Here is a 23,551-nt window from a genome sequence, read left to right as displayed (position 1 = left end):
AGCCAAACCCCGTACGTCTCGTTATAGCCAATGCAATTGATTCGCATCTCACCATGCCAATCAGCACCTATAAAGATTCGTGCGACACGGAGCGCTATCGATGTCCCCTCGCCTTACCCGCCAAGCCCCTACACCTTCCCGCGTGCTGTCGCTGCTGACCGCCGCCATCCTGATGGCCGGTACCGCACCGCTCATGGCCGCCACCGCCACCGAGCAGTCGACCCGCAAAATGGGCGACTACTCGTTCGCCATTCCCCAGCAATCACTGGTGTCGGCACTCAATGCCTTTACCACCGTAACGGGCTGGCAGATCGGTGTGTCGTCGGAGCTGGCACAAGGTGTGGCCTCGCCGGGAGTGCGCGGTTCCCTGTCGCCGGAGAAAGCCCTGGATCGCCTGTTGGTGGGGACCAACCTGGGCTATCGCAAACTGGGCAACAACAGCATCGTTCTGGAAAAGCGCAGTGGTAGCAGCGCCCTCAATCTCGATCAGGTGACCATCAGCGCCACCCGTAACGAACAGTCTGTGAATAGCGTGCCGAGCACGGTCTCTGTCTACACTCGCGAAGATCTGGACCGCAACAACGTCAATACCATCAAGGAGCTGGTGCGCTACGAACCCGGTGTTTCGGTAGGCGGCGCAGGCCAGCGGGCCGGTATCACCGGCTACAACATTCGCGGCATCGATGGCGACCGCGTGCTGACCCAGGTCGATGGCGTGCAGGTACCCGACGGCTTCTTCAACGGCCCCTATGCCCAGACCAACCGCAACTATGTCGACCCGGAAATCGTCAAGCGTGTGGAAATCCTCCGTGGCCCGGCCTCTGTTTTGTACGGCAGCAATGCCATTGGCGGCGCCGTCAGCTACTACACGCTGGACCCGGACGACATCATCAAACCGGGCAAGGATGTCGGCGCGCGCCTGAAAACCGGCTACAGCTCCGCCGACGACAGCTGGCTGACGTCCGGCACCGTCGCCGGCCGTACAGGCGAGCTCGATGGCCTGTTGCATCTCAGTCAACGCAACGGTCATGAAACAGAGTCCTATGGCGAAACCGGCGGCACTGGCCTGAACCGTACTGAAGCCAACCCCCAGGACGCTCGCACCACCAGCGTGCTGGCCAAACTGGGCTGGAATTACGCTGACGACGCGCGCCTGGGCCTGACCTATGAGCATTACAAGGACGACCGCGACACCAATCAATTAAGCGCAGTGGGCGGCCCGTTCAATGCCGGACGCGGTTTCGGCTACTACAAGTCCCGTACCGGTAACGACACGATCACCCGCGAACGCTTTGGCCTGGAACACAGCTTCGGTCTGGACAGCGCCCTGGCCGACAACATCAAGTGGACGCTGAACTACCAGATCGCCAAGACCGACCAGAGCACCGAGGAAATCTACGCGCCGCCGTCACGAACCGTGCTGCGTAACCGCGATACCACCTACAAGGACCGCCAATGGGTATTCGATGCCCAGGCTGACAAGTCGTTTGCCATCGCCGACACCGACCACCTCGTCACCTATGGCACCACCATCAAGCAGGACAAAATCACCGGCCTGCGTACCGGCACCGGCACCTGCCTGACCGTGGCCGGATCCTGCCGGGTCATTGGCGCCCCTAGTGCCACCGACACGCTGACACCCGCCAGTGACTTCCCGGACCCGACCGTCAACAGCTACAGCCTGTTCGCCCAGGATCTGATCAGCTGGGGCAACTGGACCTTTGCGCCAGGTGCTCGCTACGACTACACCGAGCTCAAGCCGCACATCACCGAAGAGTTCCTGGCCACCGCCGACCAGAGCGGCAACGGCACAGTGAGCGACGAGACCAAGACCTGGCATCGCCTGTCGCCGAAGTTCGGCACCACCTACAGCTTCAACGATCACTACACCTGGTACGGCCAATACGCCGAAGGCTTCCGCACCCCGACCGCCAAGGCGTTGTACGGTCGTTTCGAAAACATCGCCGGCGGCTATCGGGTAGCGCCTAATCCTGACCTCGAACCGGAAAAAAGCAAAAGCTACGAGACGGGTTTGCGCGGCAACTTCGAGCAGGGCTCGTTTGACGTGGCGGTGTTCTACAACAAATACCGCGACTTCATTAACGAGAACGCCATCACTCCGGGCTACACCGAGACCACGTTCCAGAGCAACAACATCAAGCACGCCACCATCAAGGGTGCCGAGGTCAAGGGACGCCTGAACCTGGACGCCTTCGGCGCGCCGCAAGGCCTCTACACCCAGGGCTCGGTGGCCTATGCCTACGGTCGCAACGACGACAACGGCGAGCCGCTCAACAGCGTCAACCCGTTGACCGGCGTATTCGGCCTCGGCTACGACCAGGACACCTACGGCGGCTTGCTCAGTTGGACGCTGGTGAAAAAGAAAGACCGCGTCGACAGCACCAGTTTCAAAACCCCGGACGGCACCAGCACCCAGTTCAAGACGCCCGGTTTCGGCATTCTGGACCTGAGCGCGTTCTACAAGGTGACCGACGACGTGACCGTCAGCGGCGGCGTCTACAACCTCACCGACAAGAAGTACTGGCTGTGGGATGACGTGCGCGGCTACGACAGCGTCGGCGAAGCCTCGGTGACCCAACCGGCCAACCTCGACCGTCTGACCCAGCCGGGTCGCAACTTTGCGGTCAACCTGATCTGGGATATCTGATCCGCTCATCTCGCCTGGCGGTTTCATCAAGCCGCCCGGTGAGGATTTTTTACTGTCAGGCGCCTTCCTGTTCGTCTCGTTACCAAGCGCCTCTTCTTTCTCCAAGGAATTGCCATGACTACCCAGGCCACCGAACAACGCCCCAACCTGCGTTCGCAACGTTTGAACCAGATCACCCACGAGCCGCACAGCAAGCTCGATGCCCTGGTCAAGGCTCATGCCCCGTTTGAAACCCCGGCCAATTTCGCCCGTTTCGTGGTGGCGCAGTACCTGTTCCAGTCGGAACTGGTGTCGCTGTACAACGATACCGAACTGACCGCCATCGTCCCGGACCTGCCGGCCCGCTGTCGTGCCGATGCAGCCAGGGCCGACCTCGCGGACCTGGACACCGACGTGCCGGCACCTGTCGCCGGTGCACTGAAGAACCCGACCAAGGCCGAGGCCCTGGGCTGGATCTTCGTCTCCGAAGGCTCGAAGCTCGGCGCGGCGTTCCTCATCAAGCGTGCCGTGGGCCTTGGCCTGAGCGAAACCTTCGGCGCCCGTCACCTCGGCGAACCGGCCGGCGGCCGCGCTGAAGGCTGGAAGAGCTTCGTCAAAACCCTGGACGGCCTGGCATTCAGCGCCCAGGAAGAAGCCGAAGTGGAAAAAGGCGCTATCGACGCGTTCAACCGTTTTACCGTGTTGCTGGAGCGGGCTTACGCCAGCGCTCCGGAAGTCGCCTGACATACCACATTCCCCTGTGGGAGCGAGCTTGCTCGCGATGACGGTATTCCAGACAGCATTACTGTCGACTGATACCCCCCTATCGCGAGCAAGCTCGCTCCCACAAGGAGCGAAGCAAATCCGTAAGATTTCGATCAGCCTCACATGTTGCCTTGAGCCCATGCCAGCCTCCTCCAGACTCTCCCGCCTCCTCTTCGGCCTGCTGGCCTATGTCAGCCTGGGCATCGGCCTGATCGCCATCGTCATACCCGGCCTGCCAACCACCGAGTTCATCCTGCTGGCCGCCTGGGCCGCGACCCGCAGTTCGCCGCGCCTGAGTGCCTGGCTGGAAAACCACCGGCTGTTCGGCCCCATCCTCCATAACTGGCGCAACGGCAAGATCATCGCGCGCCGGGCAAAAGTCAGCGCCACTGTCAGCATGCTGTTATGTGCCGGTCTCATGTTGGTGGTGCTCGATCACGGTTGGCCGATCTATCTGGCGATTGCCGGGATGGGGCTGGGCAATCTGTGGATCTGGTCACGACCGGAATCACTGCCGCAAGTCACCTGAAACCTCTTCAAACCGCCCTGTGACAGCCGACAACGGCATGCTTGAAAGTACCTACTTCCTGTTCGGACTTCTCCTACGTGTTTATCAGGTCATCCATGACCGGGTTTGGCCGTTAAGCACCATGAACCCACACAATGAGAAGCTGACATGAATGTAAGTGACGCTGCATCTTTTCAAATTCCGTATCCGCAAACAGTGAAGGCGAGCCCGGAAAAAGCCCAGCTTGAGAAAGTCGACACTCCGGTAATGGATGACAGGTTAAAGCTGACCATAGAGAAACTCCGAGCTCCTCGAAGTGAGCCTAGAAATCTCAGTAGCGAAAAACTGGATGAGGTGGAGGAGCTTTTGAATGAGCTCGAATCAATTAACGGGTTCTATGACCTACCTCCCCTGATTGAAAGCTTTAGATATTCAATGATTAGGCATCATGAATTCCAGGCAAATTTGATGCTCAAAAAAATGGATGAGATTTACTCCGACTTCAAAAAAGACCTGCAAAACAAATGGTCTGGCCTGGCCCATAACGTAATGGGCTTCACCGTGGCCGAAGACGGTCAGTTGAAAGTCACTTCGCCCCCCGACACCCTGACTGCCAGGGATGAGGAAATATTGAATACCCTGTTGAACGAGGCCAAAGGCTTGCAACCCCTGAGCTTCAAGCACGCCAAGACCGTAATCGAGTTGATTCAACTGGATAAGCCACAGTTCGAGGGCAAGGTGAAACTGGACCTGAGCAACTTCCACAACATGATTGACTATGGATTATTGCTGAACAAAGGTGCGCTGGACCTGGGAAGTTCAGACTCCTGGCTGGATCAATTGCATAAAAAAGCCGAAAAGGACCCGAGCGAGAGAAAGCAGGGACTGCACATCGAGGCCTGATCGTTTGAAAAAAAGCCCGGCAAAGCGGTGTACATCACCGCATTGCCGGGAATATGCCGGATCTAGTTATGCAACATGTTTTGATAGCATATCTGAGCGAATGAAACGTTCGGCACGTTGTGACCGCCCACCCCCGACGCCTCTTTGTCTTGAACCTGAATCGACCAATATCCCAGGTTGTATTCGACCTCCCACTTATAGCGATACTTGCCACTGCTGGTCCAGAAAGGATCAGACTTCAACTGGCCATAGCACCTGCCCAACTCAAGGGCTTGCGCGGCGCTACCAGTGCTGTCCGTTATAAGGTCGAACCTTTCGTCATCCCCCCCCTTGTTCAATATCAAGGTAGCTTTAGCGCCTTCGAGCGGCTGCCCTGTCGAATCCCTCAATCGGACCGACCAGTTCAGGACTCTGTAGGCCTGCGTGGTCGCCCAGTACAGCGGCAGCTCACCGGCATCGCCCCGGACGCGACTGTCGGCGTAGTAAGGTGCAGAACCAAACTCAAGCGTGTAGATATCACCCGCCACGAACGGGGCGGACGGTTTCTTCGAGATGCGAACCTGAACTTCCTGATTCGGCTGCAAACCAGAAACCGTTAAGGGTGTACCCCAAGGGATTACGGCCCAGTTTCCATCGCGATTGTATTCCAGCGTCAATGGCCCGCCTTTCGTCCCGCTCGCACGGATCCACACATCCTGCCCCCGCACCGCCATGAAGCTGTATTGCTTCACATCCGTTTCGTCAGCCAGACTTTCCTTGAGGGTGTTCAGCTTGTCCGGCAGTACCGTGGCCGCCGAGGGAATTTGAGAGGCAATACCCGAAATAGCTGCCGAGTTCAGAAAAGACATGGCAGGAGCCGCGCCTGCCGCCAACAACATCCCCCAAATCAACAACACCGAGCGCAACCCGGTCCTTTTAAAGCAAGTAATCCACATAAAGTCTTCTCATTATTTTCTGTCAGATGCCGAAAGCCAAAGCTTCCGGAAGTGTTCCACCGAGGTGGCATCTGCATTGAAACGTCCTGCCGTTTATGAGAAGCGGTACATATGTATTTTGTGAGTTTCATTCAGGCGCTTCGAGACCGGCGTCCCTGATGCCCCCTGAATTCACCCCGCGCTTTTTCCTCTTTTTATCCCCATTTTCGGCACATTTTTCTGCGCAAACGTTCAACAACTACCGCTCGTCGGGTTACCCCTCATGTAACCTCTTCGCCACGCCGATGTGCATTGATCGGCGCTAAATGGATTTAGCGAGTGAGCCACAACGGCCCACAGCCAACACTTCATCCATTCGCGAGCTCGCCCTATGTTCGACTCACTGTCCATTCGCCTGAAAATCGTCCTGCTGTCCGGTCTGTGCCTGCTGGGCGTAGTCGCCTTGATAGTGGGTATGAACATCTACCAGACCAATCAGAACGATGATCTGGTCAGCGATTCCAGCAGCAGAATGCTTACCGCCAGCGTGCAGGACCTGCTCCAGGCCAAGGCCGCCGAGCAGGCGGTGCGGGTGCAGAAGACGTTCGGTGAAACCCTGACGGTGGTGACCGCCCTCGCGGACCAGATCCAGGACATGCGCAACCTGGCCGCCAAACGCACCCTCGAGCCCGGCGTCTTGCGAGAAGAGTTGAACCAGAGTCTGAAAACCGCCTTCGAGCGCAACAGCAAAGTACTGGGCATTTGGCTGGCGTTCGAACCCAATGGGCTGGACGGCAAGGACAGCGAATTCGTCAATGACGCCGCCCGCCAGTCCAACGAGATCGGCCGTTTCGCCACGTACTGGAGCCGCGCCGGGGGTGAGTCGCTGAACACGATCATGGTCGAAGAAGACATGACCAAAACCACCCTGAACCTCAGCGGCACGCCGTACAACGTCTGGTACACCTGCCCGCGGGACAGCAAGCGCATCTGCCTGCTCGACCCGTATGCCGATACCGTCGGCAACAAGGAAATGTTGATGACCACCATTTCCGTACCGCTGCTGGTAGATGGCAAGTCCATCGGCGTGGTCGGCATCGACATCGCCCTCGACGCCCTGCAAGCGGCGGCAGTCGACTCCCAGCGCGACCTGTTCAACAGTGCCGGGCACATGCTCATCGTTTCCGGCACTGGCGTGCTGGCCGCCTACAGTGTCGACGCCGGCAAAGTCGGCAAGAACATCGGCGACACCTTGGGCGGCGATGGCAAGGACATCCTGCAGTTGCTTGCTAGTGGCGCGCCGAAGATCCTCCAGCAAGGCGACCTGATCCGCGCGGTGTACCCGGTCAGCCCGATTGCCGATGCCAAGGCCTGGGCCGTGGTGATCGACCTGCCCAAACAAGTGCTGCTGGCCGACTCAGTGAAACTGCAAGCGGTACTCGACGATGCCCAACACAGCGGCACGATCAAGGCACTGTCGGTGGCAGTGATTGCCGGTGTGATCGGTCTGCTGCTGATGTGGCTTACCGCGTCCGGCGTGACCCGCCCGATCAACAGCGTGGCCGACATGCTCAAGGCGATTGCCAGTGGCGACGGCGACCTGACCCAGCGCCTGCACTACAGCAAGAAGGACGAGTTGGGCGAACTGGTGAGCTGGTTCAACCGCTTCCTCGACAAGCTGCAACCGACCATCGCACAGATCAAGCAAAGCATCACCGATGCCCGTGGCACGGCCGACCAGTCTTCGGAAATCGCCCGCCAGACCAGTGAAGGCATGCAGGTGCAGTTCCGCGAAATCGACCAGGTCGCCACCGCGTCCAACGAAATGAGCGCCACCGCCCACGATGTCGCCAACAGCGCCTCGAACGCGGCCAACGCGGCGAAAGGTGCCGACCAGTCGGCCCGCGACGGCATGCAAATCATCGAGCGCAGCACCCGCGACATCAATCAACTGGCCGAAGAAGTCAGCAAGGCCGTGACCGAAGTCGAAGCCCTCGCGGTCAACAGCGAGCAGATCGGTTCGGTGCTGGAGGTGATTCGCAGCATCGCCGAACAAACCAACCTGTTGGCGCTAAACGCCGCCATCGAAGCCGCCCGTGCCGGTGAAAGCGGTCGTGGTTTTGCGGTGGTCGCCGATGAAGTGCGCAACCTGGCCAAACGCACCCAGGACTCGGTGGAAGAAATTCGCCTGGTGATCGAACGCATCCAGAGCGGCACCCGCGGCGTGGTCGCCACCATGCACTCAAGCCAGACCCAGGCCCACAGCAACGCCGGGCAGATCCAGCAGGCCGTCCAGGCCTTGGGCAAGATCAGCGATGCAGTCACCGTGATCAGCGATATGAACCTGCAAATCGCCAGCGCCGCCGAACAGCAAAGCGCCGTCGCCGAAGAGGTCAACCGCAACGTCTCGGCGATCCGCACCGTCACCGAAACCCTGACCAGCCAGGCCACCGAATCGGCGCAGATCAGCAGCCAGCTCAACTCCCTGACCACCCATCAGATGAAGTTGATGGATCAGTTCCGCGTTTAAAGAACCTACCGAAGATCCCCTGTGGGAGCGAGCTTGCTCGCGATGACGCACTGACATTCAACATTGATGTCGACTGACAGTCCGCTATCGCGAGCAAGCTCGCTCCCACAGGGATTTCATCTGACCTGGATTTTTTTGAACTATGATCGGGCTCTCGCTCCGGAGGGCCTTTGATGACTGATCTGCTCACGTCCATTCAAGCCGCACTCGGTTTGCCTCACACCCCGATTCCATTCACGTCCAGTGGCGCCCTACCCTCGGCGTTTGCCGTCACTGATCTGGCCTGCGCCAGCATGGCCGTCGCCGGCCAGGCTGCCAGCGAACTGCTGCACCAACAAACCGGGCGCCTGCCCGACCTTGAAGTTGACCGACGCCTGGCGTCATTCTGGTTCGCAACCTCGATTCGCCCGCTTGGCTGGAGCGTTCCGCCGTTGTGGGACCCGATCGCGGGTGACTACGCCACCCGCGATGGCTGGATTCGCCTGCACACCAACGCGCCCCATCACCGCGCCGCTGCCGAAAGCGTGCTCGGTGCCTGTACCGACCGCGCAGCGATGGCCGACAAAGTGGCTCGGTGGGCGAAAAGCGATCTGGAGCAGGCTGTGGTCGATGCCGGTGGCTGTGCCGCCGAAATGCGCACCTGGGAACAATGGCAGGTCCATCCTCAAGGCCAGGCAGTAAACGCCGAACCCTTGATTCAATTCGCCAACCACCCAAGCCAGAGCCGCCAACCGTGGACAGGTTCTGTGGCTCGACCACTGGCTGGCATCAAGGTGCTGGACTTGACCCGGGTACTGGCCGGCCCCATCGCCAGTCGCTTTCTGGCAGGCCTGGGCGCCGATGTCCTGCGCATCGATCCGCCGACCTGGAACGAACCTGGAGTGGTGCCGGAAGTCACCTTGGGAAAACGCTGCGCGCGTCTTGATCTGAACGACAAGTCCGACCGTGCCGTATTCGAATGTCTGCTCAAGGACGCCGACATTCTGCTTCATGGTTATCGTGCCGATGCACTGGAACGACTTGGACTGGGCATGTATGAGCGCCGGCAACTGAACCCGGACCTGATCGATGTTTGTCTAAACGCCTATGGCTGGAGCGGCCCCTGGCAAAATCGGCGGGGCTTCGACAGCCTGGTGCAGATGAGCAGTGGCATTGCCGAAGCGGGCATGCGCTGGAAGCAGTCGGACAAACCGACGCCATTGCCGGTGCAGGCCCTCGATCACGCCACCGGGTATCTGATGGCGGCCAGTGCGATCCGGTTGTTGGCGCAGCGGTTGAGCGACGGTATCGGGGGTTCGGCGCGATTGTCGTTGGCGCGTACGGCGAAGTTGTTGATCGAGCATGGGGCGGGGACGAGTGAAGCGTTACGTGCGGAAGATGAGCAGGATCAGGGGTTGATGGTGGAGCAGACACCCTGGGGACCGGCGCATCGGTTGCAGGCGCCTCTGAAGATCACAGGAACGCCTCTGCAATGGACCTTGCCCGCGACTGAACTGGGTTCACATCCCGCACAGTGGTGGTGACAGTCATATCGCCATCGCGAGCAAGCTCGCTCCCACAGGTGACCGAGACCTTCCGAGAGACCGCGATCAACTGTGGGAGCGAGCTTGCTCGCGATAGCGCCAGAAACAGCAGCACAAATCCCGGATCAGCTCAGTCCGCCCGACTCAAGGAAGTCCACAGCACCTGTGCCGCATACCCTCGATACGGTCGCCACCCTTCAGCCCGCTGCAACAGTTGCCTGGCTGTCACCGGCCCCCCCTCCAGCGCCGCCAACGCATTGATCAGCCCGACATCACCATTGGGAAAGCCATCCATCTCCCGCAACTGTCGCAAGGCAATGTATTGCGCCGTCCAGTCACCAATCCCGTACAACGCCAGCAACCGCGCTACGCCCCCCTCCCGGCCGGGCTCAAACAATCGCGGATCATCGAGCAGTGCCTGAGCCACATCCGACAGGGTCCGGCCTCGGCTTTTCGGCATGCCCAGCGCTGCCAGATCTGCGCCCGCCAAAACGCTGGCCCGGGGAAAAGCATGGGTCAATCCCGGTAGCGCTGAACTCAACGGCGTGCCGTACTGCGCTACCAGTTTCCCCGCCAGGCGGATCGCCGCCGCCACCGTAATCTGCTGCCCCAGTACCGCGCGGATCGCCAGCTCCAGCCCGTCCCACGCCCCGGGTACGCGCAGGCCCGGGCGTTCGGCAATCAACCGCGCCATCAGCGGATCAACCGCCAGGTGCCGGTGAATCGTGGACAGGTCGGCATCCAGGTCGAACATTCGCCGCACTCGCGCAACGATCTCAGGCACGGCCGCAGCCTCCGGAAAGTCCAGGGTCAGCTCAAGTGCATCGGATGTAGCAGGCTGGATCGAAAACGTACCGTGAACGCCATCCAGGTCGATGCTGCGCGAGTACACACCCTCGACCACCCTTTCCAGGCCCACGATCGCCCGCGCCGACAAGAACCCCAGGAGCGCCGGCCAGTCATAGGGCGGCTGGTACGCCAGCAACAACCTCACAGACTGAGCAACCCGCTGTACAACCCGTAAGCCGCCAGCCCCGCACCACCGATGACACAGGTGAAAATACCTTTCTCGACAACCGTGAACAGTGGCTTGCCCTGCTCATTACGAGCCTTGGCGAACAGGATCACACCCGGCGCATACAGCAGCGCCGACAGCAGCAAATACTTCAGGCCGCCGGCATACAGCAACCACACCGCGTAGCCCAGAGCGATGCCACCAATGAGCAGGTCCTTGACCCGCTCGGCGGGTGCCTGTTGATAGGTTTCACCCCGTGCGCACAACAACACCGCATAGGCCGCCGACCACAGGTACGGCACCAGAATCATCGAGGACGCCAGGTAAATCAGGCTGGTGTAGGTGCCGGCGGAAAACAGGGTGATCAGCAGGAACAACTGGATCATCGAGTTGGTCAGCCACATCGCATTGACCGGCACATGGTTGGCGTTTTCCTTGGTCAGGAATGCCGGCATGGTCTTGTCTTTCGCCGTGGCGAACAGGATTTCGGCGCACAGCAACGCCCAGGACAACAAGGCCCCCAACAGCGAGATCGCCAGGCCGACGCTGATCAGCAACGCGCCCCAGGGGCCGACGATATGTTCAAGCACTGCCGCCAGCGAGGGGTTCTGCAGTTTCGCCAGTTGCGGCTGGGTCATGATGCCCAGCGACAGCACGTTCACCAGCACTAGCAGTGCCAATACCCCAATGAACCCGATCACCGTCGCCCGGCCCACGTCGGAACGTTTCTCCGCCCGGGCCGAATAGACACTGGCCCCCTCGATACCGATGAACACGAACACGGTGACCAGCATCATGTGCCGAACCTGATCCATCACGCTGCCGAATTCCGGGTTGTTGCGCCCCCAGATGTCGGCGGTGAAGATATCCGCCTTGAACGCCACGGCGGCGATCACGATGAACATGATCAGCGGCACGATCTTGGCCACGGTGGTCACTTGATTGATGAACGCCGCCTCCTTGATCCCGCGCATCACCACAAAATGCACGGTCCAGAGCAGCACCGAAGCGCAGGCGATGGCGATCGGCGTATTGCCTTCGCCAAACACCGGAACGAAATAACCGAGGGTGCTGAATAGCAGCACGAAGTAGCCGACGTTGCCCAGCCAGGCGCTGATCCAGTAGCCCCATGCCGAAGAAAAACCCATGTAATCGCCGAACCCGGCCTTGGCATAGGCGTACACCCCGGAGTCCAGCTCCGGCTTGCGATTGGCCAGGGTCTGGAACACGAACGCCAGGGTCAACATGCCGACGGCGGTGATTGCCCAACCGATCAGGATCGCCCCGGCATCGGCCCTGGCCGCCATGTTCTGCGGCAGGGAAAAAATCCCGCCGCCGATCATCGACCCCACCACCAGCGCGATCAGCGCGCTCAGGCGAAGCTTGTTCGGTGATTGCGACATCGTTGCATCTCCATTTTTCGTTGGTGGGCGGCAACGGCCACGAGATCGTCAGATAACGGGCGCTAACTAAACTGATGAAGAGTAATAACGTTTATTGGATAACGCCAACCAGCCTCTTTTTTACTTGCACAAAATGGCTATTTTGGCACCGATATATTCATTTGTTTTATACACACTTTTAATACATCGACTCTGTACAAAAAACCCATGAACAAAACTTGCAAATTCGGAAACCCCAACTAGCGTCATAATTCGAAACAAATACAAAAAGTGCCAAAACAAACTGCAAAAGGCTCTAGAACAGGCATTACAGACATAAACACCGCAAATGATGGCACTCCGCCAACAAACTGGGAGCGCTCTCATTTAGTGATCTAAGTCAGCTGATTGAGCAGTCAACGGAATTAGTCTGTTGCCTCTCTTCTCCTGCATTGGAGTCATGCAATGTCTGAAGCTCCCGGAAAACTGAAACTCGGCGCGCTGGTTGCGTTAGTCGTGGGTTCGATGATTGGTGGCGGGATATTTTCCTTGCCACAAAACATGGCGGCCAGCGCGGATGTCGGCGCCATTCTGATCGGTTGGGCGATCACCGCCGTCGGCATGTTGACCCTGGCGTTCGTGTTCCAGACCCTGGCCAACCGCAAACCCGATCTTGATGGCGGGGTTTACGCCTACGCCAAGGCCGGGTTCGGCGACTACATGGGCTTCTCGTCCGCCTGGGGGTACTGGATCAGTGCCTGGCTGGGCAACGTCGGCTACTTCGTACTTTTGTTCAGCACCCTCGGCTACTTCTTTCCGATATTTGGGGAGGGGAATACCCCCGCTGCCGTGATCGGCGCCTCGGTGCTGCTGTGGGCGGTACATTTCCTCGTACTGCGAGGAATCAAGGAAGCAGCGTTCATCAACCTGGTGACCACTGTCGCCAAGATCGTGCCGCTGCTGCTGTTCATGTTGATTGCGTTGTTCGCCTTCAAACTGGACATCTTCACCGCCGACATCTGGGGCCTGAAGAACCCGGACCTGGGCAGCGTGATGGACCAGGTGCGCAAGATGATGCTGGTCACCGTGTGGGTGTTCATCGGCATCGAAGGCGCGAGCATCTTTTCGGCCCGGGCGGAAAAACGCAGCGACGTGGGTAAGGCCACCGTGATCGGCTTCGTCACCGTGCTGCTGTTTTTGGTCCTGGTCAACGTGCTGTCGCTGGGGATCATGACCCAGCCGGAACTGGCCAAACTGCAGAATCCGTCGATGGCCGCCGTGCTGGAGCACGTGGTCGGTCACTGGGGTGCGGTGCTGATCAGCGTCGGTTTGATCATCTCGTTGCTGGGGGCGTTGCTGTCGTGGGTGCTGCTGTGCGCGGAGATCATGTTCGCCGCCGCCAAGGACCACACCATGCCGGAGTTTCTGCGCAAGGAAAACGCCAACCATGTACCGGTCAACGCCCTGTGGCTGACCAACGCCATGGTGCAGGTTTTCCTGATCATCACGTTGTTCTCGGCCAGCACTTACCTGTCGCTGATCTACCTCGCCACCTCGATGATTCTGGTGCCTTACCTGTGGTCGGCAGCCTACGCCTTGCTGCTGGCGGTGCGCGGCGAAAGCTACGAAGGCGCCGCGGGCGAGCGGCAGAAGGATCTCATCATCGGCGCCGTGGCCCTGATCTACGCGGTCTGGCTGTTGTACGCCGGCGGCATCAAGTACCTGCTGCTGTCCGCCCTGCTCTACGCCCCCGGTGTGATCTTGTTCGCCAAGGCCAAGCTGGAAATCAACAAACCGGTTTTCACCAACGTCGAGAAGCTGATTTTCGCTACGGTGGTCGTCGGCGCCATGGTGGCGGCCTACGGTCTCTATGACGGCTTCCTGACTCTGTAAAACCCCTGTTTTTGTCATCTGGAGGATCACTGTAATGACCACGGAAAAAGTTAAGTACGGCGTCCATTCTGAGGCCGGCAAACTGCGCAAAGTCATGGTTTGCTCCCCAGGCCTGGCCCATCAGCGGCTGACCCCGAACAACTGCGATGAACTGCTGTTCGATGATGTGCTGTGGGTGGCCCAGGCCAAGCGCGACCACTTCGACTTCGTTACCAAGATGCGCGAACGCAACATCGATGTGCTGGAAATGCACAACCTGCTGACCGACATCGTCGCCATCCCCGAAGCCCTGGACTGGATTCTGGAGCGCAAGGTTACCGCCAACTCGGTGGGCCTTGGCCTGATCAATGAAACCTCTTCGTGGCTGCGCAGCCTGGAACCGCGTCACATCGCCGAGTTCCTGATCGGCGGCGTCTCGGGCGATGATTTGCCCTCCAGTTTCGGTGGCAAGGCCATCGAGATGTTCCGCGACTTCCTCGGCAACTCCAGCTTCATCCTGCCACCGCTGCCCAACACCCAGTTCACCCGCGACACCACCTGCTGGATTTACGGTGGCGTCACCCTCAACCCGATGTACTGGCCGGCACGTCGTCAGGAAACCCTGCTGACCACCGCCATCTACAAATTCCACCCCGAGTTCACCAAAGCAGATTTCGAGATCTGGTACGGCGACCCGGACCTGGACCACGGTAACTCCACCCTTGAGGGTGGTGATGTGATGCCGATCGGCAACGGCGTGGTCTTGATCGGCATGGGCGAACGCTCGTCGCGCCAGGCCATTGCCCAACTGGCGGTGAACCTGTTCAAAAACAAAGCCGTGGAGAAAGTGATCGTCGCCGGCCTGCCGAAATCCCGCGCGGCGATGCACCTGGACACCGTGTTCAGCTTCTGTGATCGCGACCTCGTCACGATCTTCCCGGAAGTGGTGAACCAGATTGTCGCCTTCACCCTGCGTCCCGATGAAAGCAAGGCTGGCGGCATCGATATCCGCCGCGAAGAAACCAGCTTCCTCGACACCGTGGCCCAGGCCCTGAACCTCAAAGCGTTGCGCGTGGTGGAAACCGGCGGCAACAGCTTCGCCGCCGAACGCGAGCAATGGGACGACGGCAACAACGTAGTGGCCGTGGAGCCAGGCGTGGTCATCGGCTACGACCGCAATACCTACACCAACACCCTGCTGCGCAAGGCCGGTGTGGAAGTGATCACCATCAGCGCCGGCGAACTCGGCCGGGGACGGGGCGGCGGCCATTGCATGACCTGCCCGATCATCCGCGACCCGATTGACTACTAACCTATTGCCTTGGACCGCGCTGCCCTCTACCCAAGGGCATGCGCAGGTCAAGGGGATTACCGACACCTTAGGAGATCCAAAATGGCGTTCAATATCCATAACCGCAATCTGCTGAGCCTGGAACACCACACCCCTCGCGAATTGCGCTACCTGCTCGACCTGTCCCGCGACCTCAAGCGTGCCAAGTACACCGGCACCGAACAGCAGCATCTCAAGGGCAACAACATCGCGCTGATCTTCGAAAAAACCTCGACCCGCACCCGCTGCGCGTTTGAAGTAGCAGCCTATGACCAGGGCGCCAACGTCACCTACATCGACCCGAACTCCTCGCAGATCGGCCACAAGGAAAGCATGAAGGACACCGCCCGTGTGCTCGGGCGTATGTACGACGCCATCGAGTACCGTGGCTTCAAGCAGGAAATCGTCGAGGAACTGGCAAAGTACGCCGGCGTACCGGTGTTCAACGGCTTGACCGACGAATATCACCCGACGCAAATGATCGCCGACGTGCTGACCATGCGTGAGCACGCCGACAAGCCGATCCACGAGATCAGCTACGCCTACTTGGGCGATGCGCGCAACAACATGGGCAACTCCCTGCTGCTGATCGGCGCCAAGCTCGGCATGGACGTGCGCATCTGTGCGCCAAAAGCCCTGTGGCCGGCGGACGACCTGGTGGCGCGCTGCAAACAGTACGGCGAAGAAAGCGGTGCGCGCATTACTCTCACCGAAGACCCGAAAGCGGCGGTCAAGGGTGTGGACTTCATCCACACCGACGTCTGGGTGTCGATGGGCGAGCCGGTTGAAGCCTGGGCCGAACGCATCCAGCAACTGCTGCCGTACCAGGTCAACGCCGAACTGATGAAAGCCACCGGTAACCCGCGCACCAAGTTCATGCACTGCCTGCCGGCGTTCCACAACTGTGATACCAAAGTCGGCAAGCAGATTGCCGAGCAGTACCCGTACCTGAGCAACGGCATCGAAGTGACCGATGACGTGTTCGAGTCGCCGGCCTGCATCGCCTTCGAGCAAGCGGAAAACCGCATGCACACCATCAAGGCGATTCTGGTGTCAACGCTGGCTGATCTATAACGGCTGACTGGCTCCCACTGACGGAACACGGTCAATGTGGGAGCTGGCTCGCCTGCGATGGCAGCGCCGCGGTGCATCTGACAAACCGAGGCGATCCCATCGCGAGCAAGCTCGCTCCCACAGGATCGGGTTCCATCGACAGACCGAGTCGCCCGTTTACTTCTCTTTTAGAAGGACTAGCACCATGCGTATCGTCGTTGCTCTGGGCGGTAATGCCCTGCTCCGCCGGGGCGAACCCATGACCGCTGACAACCAGCGCGCCAACATCCGGATCGCCACCGAACAGATCGCCAAGATCCATCCCGGCAACCAACTGGTCATCGCCCATGGCAATGGCCCTCAAGTCGGCCTGCTGTCATTGCAGGCGGCGGCCTACACCTCGGTTTCGCCTTATCCGCTGGATGTGCTCGGTGCCGAAACCGAAGGCATGATCGGCTACATCATCGAACAGGAACTGGGCAATCTGCTGGACTTCGAAGTGCCCTTCGCGACCTTGCTAACCCAGGTCGAAGTCGATGCCAATGACCCGGCCTTCAAGAACCCGACCAAACCCATCGGCCCTGTCTATACCAAGGAAGAGGCCGAAGCACTCGCCGCCGAGAAAGGCTGGGCCATTGCCCCGGACGGCGACAAATACCGTCGCGTGGTCGCCAGCCCGAAACCGAAACGCATCTTCGAAATCCGTCCGATCAAATGGCTGCTGGAAAAAAGCAGCATCGTGATCTGCGCCGGTGGTGGCGGTATTCCGACCATGTATACCTCCCCCGGCAAACTCGAGGGCGTCGAAGCGGTCATCGACAAGGACCTGTGCTCGGCGCTGCTGGCCGAACAGCTTGAAGCCGATCTGCTGGTGATCGCCACCGACGTCAACGCCGCCTTCATCGACTTTGGCAAACCCACGCAGAAAGCCATCGCCCAGGCCCACCCCGACGAAATGGAAAAACTCGGCTTCGCCGCCGGCTCCATGGGACCGAAGGTGCAGGCAGCCTGCGAATTCGCGCGCCATACTGGGAAAGTCGCAGTGATCGGCTCGCTCTCGGACATCGAAGCGATCGTCCAGGGCAAGGCCGGTACGCGCATCAGTACGGCGACACCGGGCATCAGCTATCAGTAAACGAAACGGCGGGGCAGGCCTGGGGCCGGCCCTGATTCAAGATCTTTTGAAGGAGAGTCAACAATGGCAACGTTCGAGCCGGGTCACCTGCACATCGAGCGACACGCGCTGAACAAGGATGACGTCAGCTACAACATCTGCATCGACTATGAAATCGCCCAGGACCCCAAGGAAGGCAAGGGGATGCAGTTCAAGATGCACGGCCGCATCCAGGGCAAGGACATGAGCGAGACGTTCTTCCTGCCCAAGGACATGGCCTACAACTTCGCCAGCAACGTCACCAAGATTGCCGAGAAGCACGGCATCCCGAAAACCCATAGCAACATCGGTTCGATCCACAAGCATTACGACGCGATGTTCGAGGACGTGCGGGTACAACTGAACATGAAATCGGGCGACCCGGTCAAACCCGAGCACCTGGAATAACCCCGGACTCTGTGAACACCACCGATCCCTGTGGGAGCGAGCTTGCTCGCGATAGCGGCCTGTCATCCACCATTGATGTTGACTGACACACCGCCATCGCGAGCAAGCTCGCTCCCACAGGGGGCGTTCGCTCAATTGAAGTCCGCGCAGGATTTCACCATTAGCCCGCCCCAAGGCATACTTGCCACCCTTCGCACTGCAGAACCCAAGACCGCCCCATGCGTATCCACGTCAGCTTCATCGACCGCGTCGGTATCACCCAGGAAGTCCTGGCCCTGCTCGGCGGGCGCAATCTGAACCTGGATGCGGTGGAAATGGTCCCGCCCAATGTTTATATCGACGCCCCGACGCTGAGCCCGCAAGTTCTCGAGGAACTGCGTGATGCCCTGTTCAGCGTGCGTGGCGTGCAAGCGGTGACGGTGGTCGACATCCTGCCCGGACAGCGCCGACACCTGCAGCTCGACGCCTTGCTCGCAGCCATGACCGACCCGGTACTGGCACTGGACAGTGACGGCAAGGTGCTGCTGGCCAACCCGGCCCTGATCGCCCTGTACGGCCGCGAACCGGATGGTGAAAGCGTGGCCGACCTGTTTGCCGACCCGGCCTTGCTCGACGCCCTGCTCGAACACGGCTTTCGCCTGCCGCTGCGGGAAATCACCGTCAACGGCCAGACCCTGTTGCTCGACGCCACGCCGATCACCGACGCCGGCGCCCTGCTGACCCTATACCAACCGAACCGCATCGGCGAACGCCTTTCCGCGCTGCACCATGACCACGCCGAAGGTTTCGATGCCCTGCTCGGCGAGTCCCCGGTGATCCGCACCCTCAAGGCGCGCGCCCAGCGGGTGGCGGCCCTCGATGCACCGTTGCTGATACAGGGCGAAACCGGCACCGGCAAGGAACTGGTGGCCCGCGCCTGCCACGCCATCAGCGCCCGGCACAGCGCACCGTTTCTGGCGTTGAACTGCGCGGCATTGCCGGAGAACCTCGCCGAAAGTGAACTGTTCGGCTACGCCCCCGGCGCCTTCACCGGCGCACAACGAGGGGGTAAGCCGGGACTGATGGAGTTGGCCAACCAGGGCACGGTGTTTCTCGATGAAATCGGCGAGATGTCGCCGTACTTGCAGGCCAAATTGCTGCGTTTCCTCAACGACGGCAGTTTTCGCCGGGTCGGCGGTGACCGTGAGGTCAAGGTCAACGTACGGATCCTCAGCGCCACCCACCGTGACCTGGAAAAAATGGTCAGCGAAGGCCTGTTCCGCGAGGACCTGTTCTATCGCCTCAACGTCCTCAACGTCGAAGTGCCGCCCCTGCGCGAACGCGGCCAGGACATCCTGCTGCTGGCCCGCTACTTCATGCAGCAGGCCTGTGCGCAGATCCAGCGACCGGTCTGTCGCCTGGCGCCGGGCACTTACCCGGCGCTGCTGGGCAACCGCTGGCCAGGCAACGTGCGGCAATTGCAGAACGTGATCTTCCGCGCCGCGGCAATCTGCGAAAGCAGCCTGGTGGACATCGGCGACCTCGACATCGCCGGCACCTCGGTAGCCCGCCAAGGCGATCATGACGTCGACAGCCTGGAACAGGCCATGGACGAGTTCGAGAAAACCCTGCTGGAAAAACTCTACGCCAGCTACCCCTCGACCCGGCAACTCGCGACCCGGCTGCAAACCTCCCACACGGCAATTGCCCATCGGTTGCGCAAGTACGGGATTCCGAGCAAGGCCTGAGGCCTGACACCGAACAAACCTGTGGGAGCGAGCTTGCTCGCGATGGCGGTATTACATTCAACGTTTGTGTCGGCTGATACTCCCTCATCGCGAGCAAGCTCGCTCCCACAGGTTTTGTGTCCGGTGGGAAATCGCGCCAAAAACGACCTCCACCTGTACTGAAAGCGCTACAGCGGAACGATATCGCTACACCCCTCTCCGATCACGGCCGTGCAAGGCTTTGATCCACCTCGGCTTTTATCCTTGACATATACCGTATCGATTTCGCTACAACGAGTGAATTTCAGTGTTTGTCGAAACCACCTAAATCATTGATCAATAACAATAAAAACAACGTTGGCCGCGTTCTTGCTATGTAGTCCTCCATAACCTGGGCAATGCCCAAGCCTTCAATCGCGTCCACCAGACGAGTCTGGCCCCTTAGGAGTTTCCATGAGCGAGTTGCGTTTTACTGAAGATCACGAATGGCTGCGCACCGAAGCTGACGGCAGCGTCACGGTCGGCATCACCGCTTTCGCACAGAACGCCCTGGGCGACGTGGTTTTCGTTCAACTGCCTGAGCTGCAGTCCTACGACAAAGGCGCCGAAGCCGCCACCGTGGAATCGGTAAAGGCTGCAAGCGGCGTGTACATGCCGCTGGACGGCGAAGTGCTGGAAGTGAACCCGGCGCTCGACAGCAGCCCTGAACTGGTCAACGAAGATCCGCTGGGCGAAGGCTGGTTCTTCCGTTTCAAACCAAGCGACGCCGCCGCTGTCGGCCAACTGCTGGATCAGGACGCCTACGACCGCCTGATCAAAGCCCAAGCCGAAGCCTGAGGAGCACTGACATGACCCAGATCAATTTGACTACCGCCAACGAATTCATCGCCCGTCACATCGGCCCGTGCGCCGGTGACGAGCAAGCCATGCTCAACAGCCTCGGTTTCGACTCCTTGGAAGCCCTGAGCGCCAGCGTGATTCCCGACAGCATCAAGGGCACCAGTGTCCTCGGCCTGGAAGACGGCTTGAGCGAAGCCGATGCCCTGGCCTTGATCAAGTCCATCGCGACTAAAAACCAGCTGTTCAAGACCTTCATCGGCCAGGGTTACTACGGTACCCACACGCCGTCGCCGATCCTGCGCAACCTGCTGGAAAACCCGGCCTGGTACACCGCCTACACCCCGTACCAGCCAGAAATTTCCCAGGGTCGTCTCGAAGCGCTGCTGAACTTCCAGACCCTGATCAGCGACCTCACCGGCCTGCCGATCGCCAACGCCTCGCTGCTCGACGAAGCCACCGCCGCTGCCGAAGCCATGACCTTCTGCAAACGCCTGAGCAAGAACAAAGGCAGCCACGCCTTCTTCGCTTCCGTGCATTGCCACCCGCAAACCCTCGACGTACTGCGCACCCGTGCCGAGCCTCTGGGCATCGACGTGGTGGTGGGCGACGAGCGTGAACTGAGCGACGTGACGCCGTTCTTCGGCGCTCTGCTGCAATACCCGGCAAGCAACGGTGACGTGTTCGATTACCGCGAGCTGACCGAACGCTTCCACGCTGCCAACGCCCTCGTTGCCGTGGCTGCGGACCTGCTGGCCCTGACCGTGCTGACCGCGCCTGGCGAATTCGGCGCCGACGTGGCCATCGGCAGCGCACAACGCTTCGGCGTGCCGCTGGGCTTCGGTGGCCCACACGCGGCGTACTTCTCCACCAAGGACGCATTTAAGCGTGACATGCCGGGCCGCCTGGTCGGTGTTTCGGTAGACCGTTTCGGCAACCCGGCCCTGCGCCTGGCCATGCAGACCCGCGAGCAACACATCCGTCGCGAGAAAGCCACCAGCAACATCTGCACCGCACAAGTACTGCTGGCAAACATCGCCAGCATGTACGCCGTGTACCACGGTCCGAAAGGCCTGACGCAGATCGCCAATCGCGTGCATCACCTGACTGCAATCCTGGCCAAAGGCTTGAGCGCACTGGGCCTGAGCGTCGAGCAGGCGAGCTTCTTCGACACCCTGACGGTGAAGGCCGGCGCGCAAACCGCCGCCCTGCACGACAAGGCACACGCCCAGCGCATCAATCTGCGCGTGGTCGATGGTGAGCGCCTGGGCCTGTCCCTGGACGAAACCACTACTCAGGCCGACGTTGAAACCCTGTGGAGCCTGCTGTCCGACGGCAAGGCCCTGCCGGACTTCGCCGCCCTCGCCGCCTCGGTGCAGAGCGCCATCCCGGCCACGCTGGTGCGTCAGTCGCCGATCCTCAGCCACCCGGTGTTCAACCGCTATCACTCGGAAACCGAGCTGATGCGCTACCTGCGCAAACTGGCGGACAAGGACCTGGCGCTGGACCGCACCATGATCCCGCTGGGTTCGTGCACCATGAAACTCAACGCCGCCAGCGAAATGATCCCGGTGACCTGGGCCGAGTTCGGTGCCCTGCACCCATTCGCCCCGGCCGAGCAAAGCGCTGGCTACCAGCAATTGACCGACGAGCTGGAAGCGATGCTCTGCGCCGCCACCGGTTATGACTCGGTGTCCCTGCAACCGAACGCCGGCTCCCAGGGTGAATACGCAGGTCTGCTGGCGATCCGTGCCTACCACCAGAGCCGTGGCGAAGACCGTCGCGACATCTGCCTGATCCCGTCGTCGGCCCACGGCACCAACCCGGCCACCGCACAAATGGCCGGCATGCGCGTGGTCGTCACCGCGTGCGATGCCCGTGGCAACGTCGACATCGAAGACCTGCGCGCCAAGGCCATCGAGCACCGCGAACACCTCGCCGCGCTGATGATCACCTACCCGTCGACCCACGGCGTGTTCGAAGAAGGGATCCGCGAAATCTGCGGCATTGTTCATGACAACGGAGGCCAGGTGTACATCGACGGCGCCAACATGAACGCCATGGTCGGCCTCTGCGCCCCGGGCAAGTTCGGCGGCGACGTTTCGCACCTGAACCTGCACAAGACCTTCTGCATCCCCCACGGTGGTGGCGGCCCGGGCGTCGGCCCGATCGGCGTGAAGTCGCACCTGGCGCCATTCCTGCCGGGCCACGCACAGATGGAGCGCAAGGAAGGCGCCGTTTGCGCGGCACCGTTCGGCAGCGCGAGCATCCTGCCGATCACCTGGATGTACATTCGTATGATGGGTGGCGCGGGCCTCAAGCGTGCTTCGCAGCTGGCGATCCTCAATGCCAACTACATCTCCCGTCGCCTGGAAGAGCACTATCCAGTGCTGTACACCGGCAGCAACGGCCTGGTGGCGCACGAGTGCATCCTCGACCTGCGTCCACTGAAAGACAGCAGCGGCATCAGCGTCGATGACGTCGCCAAGCGCCTGATCGACTTCGGCTTCCACGCCCCGACCATGTCGTTCCCGGTGGCCGGCACGCTGATGATCGAGCCGACCGAAAGCGAATCCAAGGAAGAACTGGACCGCTTCTGCGACGCCATGATCCGCATCCGCGAAGAAATCCGCGCAGTGGAAAATGGCACGCTGGACAAGGACGACAACCCGCTGAAAAACGCGCCGCACACCGCCAAGGAACTGGTCGGCGAGTGGTCGCACCCGTACAGCCGTGAGCAGGCGGTTTACCCGGTTGCGTCGCTGATCGAAGGCAAGTACTGGCCACCGGTCGGTCGCGTAGACAACGTGTTTGGCGACCGCAACCTGGTCTGCGCCTGCCCGTCGATCGAAAGCTACGCTTAAACGAATGAGGGGGCGGATTGATCCGCCCCCAATTTCCAGAACACCCCACAACCCTGTGGGAGCGAGCTTGCTCGCGATGACGGACTGACAGCCACCATCGATGTCGACTGAACGACCGCTATCGCGAGCAAGCTCGCTCCC

The 23,551-nt window shown here is 60.4% G+C and carries 17 protein-coding genes and 1 pseudogene; 15 read left to right on the top strand and 3 right to left on the bottom strand.

Annotated elements, in window-relative coordinates; genetic code table 11:
* Nucleotides 1-100 precede the first annotated feature (100 nt).
* From AC1RP7_RS10535 to AC1RP7_RS10520, 4 genes are all read left to right on the top strand, one after another.
* On the top strand, nucleotides 101-2,668 hold the full coding sequence (locus tag AC1RP7_RS10535) for a TonB-dependent receptor (RefSeq protein ID WP_493181191.1): 2,568 nt from the start codon (nucleotides 101-103) through the stop codon (nucleotides 2,666-2,668).
* A gap of 114 nt (nucleotides 2,669-2,782) precedes the next feature.
* A complete protein-coding gene (locus tag AC1RP7_RS10530; RefSeq protein WP_493181192.1) occupies nucleotides 2,783-3,391 on the top strand; it encodes a biliverdin-producing heme oxygenase in 609 nt (202 codons plus the stop codon).
* Nucleotides 3,392-3,551: 160 nt separating this feature from the next.
* Nucleotides 3,552-3,941: a YbaN family protein gene (locus tag AC1RP7_RS10525; protein WP_493181193.1), complete on the top strand. Its 390-nt coding sequence runs from the start codon at nucleotides 3,552-3,554 to the stop codon at nucleotides 3,939-3,941.
* 147 nt (nucleotides 3,942-4,088) lie between these two features.
* Nucleotides 4,089-4,823, top strand: coding sequence for a hypothetical protein (locus AC1RP7_RS10520; RefSeq protein ID WP_493181194.1), 735 nt, complete (start codon nucleotides 4,089-4,091; stop codon nucleotides 4,821-4,823).
* A 62-nt stretch (nucleotides 4,824-4,885) separates the two neighbouring features.
* On the opposite strand, the gene AC1RP7_RS10515 is transcribed toward AC1RP7_RS10520, so the two are convergent.
* On the bottom strand, nucleotides 4,886-5,671 hold the full coding sequence (locus AC1RP7_RS10515) for a hypothetical protein (protein ID WP_131726847.1): 786 nt from the start codon (nucleotides 5,669-5,671) through the stop codon (nucleotides 4,886-4,888).
* 457 nt (nucleotides 5,672-6,128) lie between these two features.
* Here AC1RP7_RS10515 and AC1RP7_RS10510 point away from each other — a divergent pair.
* The 3 genes and pseudogenes from AC1RP7_RS10510 to AC1RP7_RS10500 form a co-directional block, all read left to right on the top strand.
* A pseudogene (locus AC1RP7_RS10510) lies at nucleotides 6,129-7,409 on the top strand (methyl-accepting chemotaxis protein); the annotation flags it as partial.
* 102 nt (nucleotides 7,410-7,511) lie between these two features.
* Nucleotides 7,512-8,267, top strand: coding sequence for a methyl-accepting chemotaxis protein (locus AC1RP7_RS10505; RefSeq protein WP_371318440.1), 756 nt, complete (start codon nucleotides 7,512-7,514; stop codon nucleotides 8,265-8,267).
* A gap of 173 nt (nucleotides 8,268-8,440) precedes the next feature.
* Nucleotides 8,441-9,790 carry a CoA transferase gene (locus AC1RP7_RS10500; RefSeq protein WP_493181195.1) on the top strand — a complete coding sequence of 450 codons (1,350 nt, stop codon included), beginning with the start codon at nucleotides 8,441-8,443 and terminating at the stop codon, nucleotides 9,788-9,790.
* A gap of 130 nt (nucleotides 9,791-9,920) precedes the next feature.
* On the opposite strand, the gene AC1RP7_RS10495 is transcribed toward AC1RP7_RS10500, so the two are convergent.
* The gene (locus AC1RP7_RS10495; RefSeq protein WP_057713533.1) at nucleotides 9,921-10,784 is read right to left on the bottom strand and encodes a DNA-3-methyladenine glycosylase family protein; all 864 of its coding nucleotides are present in this window, start codon (nucleotides 10,782-10,784) and stop codon (nucleotides 9,921-9,923) included.
* Nucleotides 10,781-12,208 (bottom strand): arginine-ornithine antiporter, encoded by a 1,428-nt coding sequence (gene arcD / locus AC1RP7_RS10490; RefSeq protein ID WP_154860421.1) that lies wholly within the window; start codon nucleotides 12,206-12,208, stop codon nucleotides 10,781-10,783. Before arcD (AC1RP7_RS10490) ends, AC1RP7_RS10495 begins: the two co-directional genes overlap by 4 nt.
* Nucleotides 12,209-12,652: 444 nt before the next feature.
* Between arcD (AC1RP7_RS10490) and arcD (AC1RP7_RS10485) the strand changes: the two genes are divergently transcribed.
* The 8 genes from arcD (AC1RP7_RS10485) to gcvP all read left to right on the top strand — a co-directional run bounded on the left by arcD (AC1RP7_RS10485) (nucleotide 12,653) and on the right by gcvP (nucleotide 23,410).
* A complete protein-coding gene (gene arcD / locus AC1RP7_RS10485) occupies nucleotides 12,653-14,080 on the top strand; it encodes an arginine-ornithine antiporter (protein WP_057713531.1) in 1,428 nt (475 codons plus the stop codon).
* A 34-nt stretch (nucleotides 14,081-14,114) separates the two neighbouring features.
* Entirely contained in the window at nucleotides 14,115-15,371 is a 1,257-nt protein-coding gene (arcA, locus tag AC1RP7_RS10480) for an arginine deiminase (protein WP_349735197.1), read from the top strand.
* 81 nt (nucleotides 15,372-15,452) lie between these two features.
* A complete protein-coding gene (locus tag AC1RP7_RS10475) occupies nucleotides 15,453-16,463 on the top strand; it encodes an ornithine carbamoyltransferase (RefSeq protein WP_493181196.1) in 1,011 nt (336 codons plus the stop codon).
* Between the two features lie 184 nt (nucleotides 16,464-16,647).
* Nucleotides 16,648-17,577 (top strand): carbamate kinase, encoded by a 930-nt coding sequence (gene arcC / locus AC1RP7_RS10470; protein WP_057713528.1) that lies wholly within the window; start codon nucleotides 16,648-16,650, stop codon nucleotides 17,575-17,577.
* 63 nt (nucleotides 17,578-17,640) lie between these two features.
* Nucleotides 17,641-18,003, top strand: a complete 363-nt coding sequence (locus AC1RP7_RS10465; RefSeq protein ID WP_493181197.1) for a DUF5064 family protein — start codon at nucleotides 17,641-17,643, stop codon at nucleotides 18,001-18,003.
* A gap of 218 nt (nucleotides 18,004-18,221) precedes the next feature.
* Nucleotides 18,222-19,730: a transcriptional regulator GcsR gene (gcsR, locus tag AC1RP7_RS10460; RefSeq protein WP_493181198.1), complete on the top strand. Its 1,509-nt coding sequence runs from the start codon at nucleotides 18,222-18,224 to the stop codon at nucleotides 19,728-19,730.
* A gap of 432 nt (nucleotides 19,731-20,162) precedes the next feature.
* Nucleotides 20,163-20,546: a glycine cleavage system protein GcvH gene (gene gcvH / locus AC1RP7_RS10455; RefSeq protein ID WP_007996035.1), complete on the top strand. Its 384-nt coding sequence runs from the start codon at nucleotides 20,163-20,165 to the stop codon at nucleotides 20,544-20,546.
* Nucleotides 20,547-20,557: 11 nt separating this feature from the next.
* On the top strand, nucleotides 20,558-23,410 hold the full coding sequence (gene gcvP, locus AC1RP7_RS10450; RefSeq protein ID WP_493181200.1) for an aminomethyl-transferring glycine dehydrogenase: 2,853 nt from the start codon (nucleotides 20,558-20,560) through the stop codon (nucleotides 23,408-23,410).
* Nucleotides 23,411-23,551 lie beyond the last annotated feature (141 nt).

It is taken from the genome of Pseudomonas sp. GW822-FHT01E03 (assembly GCF_058802985.1).
Note: the sequence above shows the minus strand (reverse complement) of the source record. Positions and strands in the feature narration are given on the sequence as shown.

Bases quoted from the DNA above. Each gene is read 5' to 3' on its own strand.
- gcvP (WP_493181200.1), top strand. From the start codon at position 20,558: ATGACCCAGATCAATTTGACTACCGCCAACGAATTCATCGCCCGTCAC.
- gcvH (WP_007996035.1), top strand. From the start codon at position 20,163: ATGAGCGAGTTGCGTTTTACTGAAGATCACGAATGGCTGCGCACCGAA.
- arcD (WP_057713531.1), top strand. From the start codon at position 12,653: ATGTCTGAAGCTCCCGGAAAACTGAAACTCGGCGCGCTGGTTGCGTTA.
- AC1RP7_RS10500 (WP_493181195.1), top strand. From the start codon at position 8,441: ATGACTGATCTGCTCACGTCCATTCAAGCCGCACTCGGTTTGCCTCAC.
- AC1RP7_RS10465 (WP_493181197.1), top strand. From the start codon at position 17,641: ATGGCAACGTTCGAGCCGGGTCACCTGCACATCGAGCGACACGCGCTG.
- arcC (WP_057713528.1), top strand. From the start codon at position 16,648: ATGCGTATCGTCGTTGCTCTGGGCGGTAATGCCCTGCTCCGCCGGGGC.
- AC1RP7_RS10535 (WP_493181191.1), top strand. From the start codon at position 101: ATGTCCCCTCGCCTTACCCGCCAAGCCCCTACACCTTCCCGCGTGCTG.
- arcD (WP_154860421.1), bottom strand. From the start codon at position 12,208: ATGTCGCAATCACCGAACAAGCTTCGCCTGAGCGCGCTGATCGCGCTG.
- AC1RP7_RS10515 (WP_131726847.1), bottom strand. From the start codon at position 5,671: ATGTCTTTTCTGAACTCGGCAGCTATTTCGGGTATTGCCTCTCAAATT.
- AC1RP7_RS10505 (WP_371318440.1), top strand. From the start codon at position 7,512: ATGCAGGTGCAGTTCCGCGAAATCGACCAGGTCGCCACCGCGTCCAAC.
- arcA (WP_349735197.1), top strand. From the start codon at position 14,115: ATGACCACGGAAAAAGTTAAGTACGGCGTCCATTCTGAGGCCGGCAAA.
- AC1RP7_RS10475 (WP_493181196.1), top strand. From the start codon at position 15,453: ATGGCGTTCAATATCCATAACCGCAATCTGCTGAGCCTGGAACACCAC.
- gcsR (WP_493181198.1), top strand. From the start codon at position 18,222: ATGCGTATCCACGTCAGCTTCATCGACCGCGTCGGTATCACCCAGGAA.
- AC1RP7_RS10525 (WP_493181193.1), top strand. From the start codon at position 3,552: ATGCCAGCCTCCTCCAGACTCTCCCGCCTCCTCTTCGGCCTGCTGGCC.
- AC1RP7_RS10520 (WP_493181194.1), top strand. From the start codon at position 4,089: ATGAATGTAAGTGACGCTGCATCTTTTCAAATTCCGTATCCGCAAACA.
- AC1RP7_RS10530 (WP_493181192.1), top strand. From the start codon at position 2,783: ATGACTACCCAGGCCACCGAACAACGCCCCAACCTGCGTTCGCAACGT.